This is a genomic window from uncultured Caballeronia sp., assembly GCF_964243625.1.
Lineage (GTDB): Bacteria > Pseudomonadota > Gammaproteobacteria > Burkholderiales > Burkholderiaceae > Caballeronia.
Genome location: NZ_CAXTGZ010000438.1, coordinates 1 through 5,147, shown reverse-complemented (window position 1 = coordinate 5,147; position 5,147 = coordinate 1). Strand labels below are relative to the sequence as shown.

At 59.4% G+C, this 5,147-nt stretch carries 5 protein-coding genes; 3 read left to right on the top strand and 2 right to left on the bottom strand.

Features of this window, described 5'->3' with window-relative positions; all coding sequences use genetic code 11:
• Positions 1–1,116: methionine adenosyltransferase (gene metK / locus ACFFAR_RS24025; protein WP_174365644.1), on the top strand; the 1,116-nt coding region annotated here is incomplete at its 5' end.
• An 827-nt stretch (positions 1,117–1,943) separates the two neighbouring features.
• Positions 1,944–2,708 carry a phytanoyl-CoA dioxygenase family protein gene (locus ACFFAR_RS24020; RefSeq protein ID WP_174365390.1) on the top strand — a complete coding sequence of 255 codons (765 nt, stop codon included), beginning with the start codon at positions 1,944–1,946 and terminating at the stop codon, positions 2,706–2,708.
• A 9-nt stretch (positions 2,709–2,717) separates the two neighbouring features.
• Here ACFFAR_RS24020 and ACFFAR_RS24015 read toward each other — a convergent pair whose 3' ends face one another.
• Both ACFFAR_RS24015 and ACFFAR_RS24010 read right to left on the bottom strand, forming a co-directional pair.
• Positions 2,718–2,924, bottom strand: coding sequence for a DUF3185 family protein (locus ACFFAR_RS24015; RefSeq protein ID WP_062168621.1), 207 nt, complete (start codon positions 2,922–2,924; stop codon positions 2,718–2,720).
• A gap of 73 nt (positions 2,925–2,997) precedes the next feature.
• The gene (locus ACFFAR_RS24010) at positions 2,998–3,819 is read right to left on the bottom strand and encodes a mechanosensitive ion channel family protein (protein WP_062168622.1); all 822 of its coding nucleotides are present in this window, start codon (positions 3,817–3,819) and stop codon (positions 2,998–3,000) included.
• Between the two features lie 258 nt (positions 3,820–4,077).
• Between ACFFAR_RS24010 and mgrA the strand changes: the two genes are divergently transcribed.
• Entirely contained in the window at positions 4,078–5,121 is a 1,044-nt protein-coding gene (gene mgrA / locus ACFFAR_RS24005) for an L-glyceraldehyde 3-phosphate reductase (protein WP_075359066.1), read from the top strand.
• Positions 5,122–5,147 lie beyond the last annotated feature (26 nt).

The following is a 5,147-nucleotide window of genomic DNA, read 5'->3' as shown; positions in this document are numbered from 1 at the left end:
TCCGACGCCATCCTCGACGCCATCCTGGCTCAGGACAAGTACTCCCGCGTCGCGGCCGAAACGCTTTGCAACACTGGCTTGGTCGTCCTGGCGGGCGAAATCACAACCCAGGCGAACGTCGACTACATCCAGGTCGCGCGCGACACCATCAAGCGCATCGGTTACGACAACACGGATTACGGCATCGACTATCGCGGCTGCGCCGTGCTCGTGGCGTATGACAAACAGTCGCGGGATATCGCGCAAGGTGTTGACGCCGCGCACGACGACAACCTCGACCAGGGCGCCGGCGACCAGGGCCTGATGTTCGGCTACGCCTGCGACGAAACGCCTGAGTTGATGCCGCTGCCCATTCACCTGTCGCACCGTCTGGTCGAGCGTCAGGCGAACATGCGCCGCGACGGCCGCCTGAACTGGCTGCGTCCGGACGCGAAGTCACAAGTCACCGTGCGTTATGTCGATGGCAAGGCGCACAGCATCGATACCGTCGTGCTGTCTACGCAGCACGCGCCGGACATCGAATTGAAGGCGCTGCGCGAAGCGGTGATCGAGGAGATCATCAAGCCGGTGCTCCCGCCAGAGCTGATCAAGGGCGACATCAAGTTTCTGGTGAACCCGACCGGGCGTTTCGTTATCGGCGGTCCGCAAGGCGATTGCGGCTTGACAGGCCGCAAGATCATTGTCGATACCTACGGCGGCGCGGCGCCTCACGGCGGCGGTGCGTTCTCGGGCAAGGACCCGTCGAAGGTCGACCGCTCAGCGGCTTATGCGGGACGTTATGTCGCGAAGAACATCGTGGCCGCGGGCCTGGCTTCACGTTGCCTGATCCAGGTGTCGTACGCCATTGGCGTGGCGCGCCCGACTTCGGTCATGGTGAACACGTTTGGTACGGGCCGCGTGTCGGATGCGAAGATCCAGGAGCTCGTGCTCGAGCATTTCGACCTGCGTCCGAAGGGCATCATCCAGATGCTCGACCTGCTGCGCCCGATCTACGAGAAGTCGGCTGCATATGGTCACTTTGGCCGAGAAGAGCCGGAATTTACGTGGGAAGCCACGGACAAGGCATTGCTGTTGGCTGAAGCCGCTGGTACGGAACCCGTAACCGAAACGGCTTGACCTCCACGTATGGAAAAGCCCGCCAAGCGTTGTTCACGCCTGGCGGGCTTTTTTTTTCCGGGGCTGGAGTGCTGCGCGCAAAGGCTAGCGCTATTTTGAAATAATCAGCGGGTAGAAAACCCAAACCATCCGGCGCTGGCAGAAAGCCTGCGCGGGCGTCGGCTAGACGTATTAATTACACCCGGTAATGGTTTTGATTTTGAGACAGGCGCACGTAATTGCGCCGGTTTTCGCAATAAGGCTTTGAGCGTCGCTTGCCGCGATACCGCCCTTAACCGAAGACTGGAAAAGAAACCGTGAAACCAGGAACGAATACCATCCACAGGATGCGAGTTTCTGAAACTTCCTGCAAGTAATTGAGTGCGCGCCGAATGATGGCGCAGGGCACGGACGACGCGTCGTCCAGCGGGGCGTGCGGCGCGGACGGCGGCACGTGTAAGACGATTGGCGAAACGGATATTCATGGATCTCACAAGCCTGAGTTGCCAAAGCAATGACCCGACAGTAGCCGTGTCAAAAAAAGCGTTCAACAGTTCGAGTAATTGAAGACAAGAAAAGTTGCTGAACGAAAAGCGCAATAATTTAATAGATATTCATCGAAAGCGATTTTCGATGTGCTCTCTCAATGCCCGGCAGATTATCGAAGAATTGTTACTGCCGGAAGTCAGCACTTTCCCGCAGGAAAGTTTGACCATGGGCGCTCGCGCTCCGGCACGCTGGACATGCTGTGGCGATTTACAATCAGCGTATTCGCCCTGAATTTGCGGGCCGCTTACGGTTTCCTTGACCGCAGGCAGCCGGCAAGACGCATTTCCCTGTGAGCCGATATGCCGAATCAAACGAAGTTGGAACAAGTCCGCGTGTTGCGGGAAAACGGTTACGTCGTGGTGCCTGGGCTTGTCACGCCCGAGCGCTGCGAAGCCATGCGCAACGTCGCACGGGAACAGTTGGCGCAAGCGGCTGCGCCGGTGGAATTCGAAGCCGACCTGCAATACCCCGGCGCTCCGAACTCGAAGGACGCGCCCGGCGGACATACCGTGCGCCGGCTGCTCGACGCCTACAGCCGCGATACGCTGTTCGCGGATTGGGCAACGTCGCCCGATGTGCGCGGCTGGATGGAAACCTACTTTGGCGAAACGCCCGTGCTTTCACGCGCGCATCACAACTGCGTGATGACGAAGCATCCGGCATATGGCAGCCTGACCGGATGGCATCGCGATGTGCGGTACTGGAATTTCGAGCGCGACGACCTGGTTTCAGCGTGGGTCGCGCTCGGTAACGAGACGGTGGAAAACGGCGGGTTGTGGTTTGTGCCGATGTCGCAGAAGTTGCCGTTCACGTCGGAGCGTTTTGATGACGCCAAGTTCTTCCGCTCCGACCTGCCCGAGAATACGGCGCTGATACACAGCGCGGTATCGCCGAAACTGAATGCCGGCGACGTGGTGTTTTTCCACTGCAACACGTTGCATTCCGCCGGCAAGAACCTCACCGATGCCGTGAAGTTCTCGCTCGTCTACACGTACCGGGGCGCGAGCAATTTCCCGTTGCCGGGAACGCGCTCGGCGGCGAAGGAAGACGTTCCGTTGGTCTGACGCTCCGGCTTAACGGCCCTTGCTCGGAATAGCCAGGCCAATAAGCCCGGCGAGCATGGCGACCATGCCGCCGGCGATCAGCCAGATTGTCTTGTTCGTCGGAGAACCGGTGAAAAAGCGCGACACGTCGTTGCTCAGCGAATGGAACGACTGGCCGCCGAAGTAAAGCAGCACAACCCCGCCCACGATCAGCGCAATGGAAATCGCCTTGGTCATATAAGTCTCGTCTGTGTGTGGACCGAAAGCTTATTCAACGCAGCCGGATGCGTCCAGCATCGAAACAATGGCTTCACGCGGGAGCGCTTCCGGGCGGTGGCACGGGCGTTTCGGCTGGCTTGATGCCCGGCTTGATCTGGCGGAGCAAGTCAGCTTGCACGTTCGCGTAGTCGGTACGGTTCGTCCAGACGCCGATGTTCAGTTTCGGGCCGGTATCGGTGTATTCGGAGACGGCAATCCACGGTTTGGTTTTTTCATCGTTGATGATGCGCGGATCGGTTTCCACAATTCGATGCAGCGAAGCCAGCGTTTTCTCGATGTTCTGGTCTTCCGGAATGATCACGTTCAGCACCACGCGCCGGCGATCGTTCGCGGTGAAGTTCGTGACCGGGTTTGCCCAGATCGTGCTGTTCGGCACAAACATGATGACGCCGTCACTTTTTGTCAGGCGCGTGGTGAACAGGCCGATCTCGTTGACCGTTCCTGCCGTCGCACCCACGCCTTCTATGTAGTCGCCCACTTTGAAAGGCCGAAGCAGGAGCAGCATCAAGCCGGCGGCAATGTTCTGCAGCGTGCCTTGCAACGCCAGGCCGATCGCCAGACCGGCAGCGCCGAGCACGGTCAGGATGCTGGCGGCGGCGACGCCAAACTTGCCCAGCGCCGCGACGATCGCGATCACACGGATGGCCCATTGCACGAGACTCGCCATTACGGGCGTGAACGTGGCGTCGGCGTTCGTGCGCCCGAGCGCGCGCTTGACGGCAGCGGCAACGCGGTTCGAAATCCACCAGCCGACGATCAGTATGAGTATGGCCACCAGCACGTCAATGCCGTAAGAAACGCCGGCCGTCATCAGAAAATTGTAGACGGGGCGTAGTTTGTCGAGCGGGTCCATAAAGTTCTCCTTGTTCTAGTGAGCAGGTTTGGGCTCATGCCGAAGGTAAATCGTTCCCCCATTAGCCATCCGGCCGAGGGTTTTAATATCGGGATAGCCTTGATGTCTTTCGGGTCAACGCCGACACGAGTTCTCACGATTCGATAACATGTCAGACCCGGCGCATGTCAGACGACATTAAATCGATGGCACGCCGCGCGAATGTTTCTCGTTTGTGCTTGCAAAACCCTTTCCCACATCTGATACAAGGATTTCGTCATGGCTTACGAAGCAGCTTCCGAGCGCTATTCGCAGATGGCTTACCGCACCTGCGGCAAAAGCGGGCTGAAGTTGCCGGCGTTGTCGCTGGGTCTTTGGCACAACTTCGGCGACACCACGCCGATCTCCACACAGCGCGACATCCTGCGCACGGCGTTTGATCTCGGCATCACGCACTTTGACCTGGCCAATAACTACGGGCCCCCGTATGGCAGCGCCGAGACGAATTTCGGGCGGTTGTTCAAGGACGATTTCAAGCCGTATCGTGATGAATTGCTGATTTCGTCGAAAGCGGGCTGGGACATGTGGCCAGGCCCGTATGGTCAAGGCGGCGGCTCGCGCAAGTACGTGCTGGCCTCGCTCGATCAAAGCCTGCAGCGCATGGGGCTCGACTACGTGGATATCTTCTATTCGCATCGTTTCGATGCCGATACGCCGCTCGAGGAAACCGCCGGCGCGCTCGCGACTGCCGTGCATTCGGGCAAGGCGCTATATGTGGGGATTTCGTCGTATTCGCCGGCCAAGACGCGCGAAATGGCGAAGTTGCTGGCCGAGCACAAGGTGCCGTTGCTGATCCATCAGCCGTCCTACAACATGCTGAACCGATGGGTCGAAGAAGAACTCCTCGATACGCTCGATGAAATCGGCGCGGGCAGCATTGCGTTCACGCCGCTGGCGCAAGGGCTTCTGACGGGCAAGTACCTGAACGGCGTGCCCGCCGATGCACGCGTGAACAAGCCAGGTGGCGGATCACTGAAGCAGGAGCACTTGAGCGCGCAGAATATCGAGCACGTGAGGAAGCTCAACGACCTGGCGCAGCGCCGTGGTCAAAGCCTCGCGCAAATGGCGCTGGCGTGGGCGTTGCGCGGCGGACGCGTGACGTCGGTGCTGATCGGCGCGAGCCGCCCGGAACAGGTGACGGAGAACGTCGGCGCGTTGAAAAACCTCGAGTTCACGAAGGAAGAACTGGCGGAAATCGATCAACACGCCACTGAAGGCGGCATCAACCTGTGGGAAAAGCCTTCGACGGACCAGCGCGTCTAAAGCCCGCGGTCAGCCGCTGAAATCGT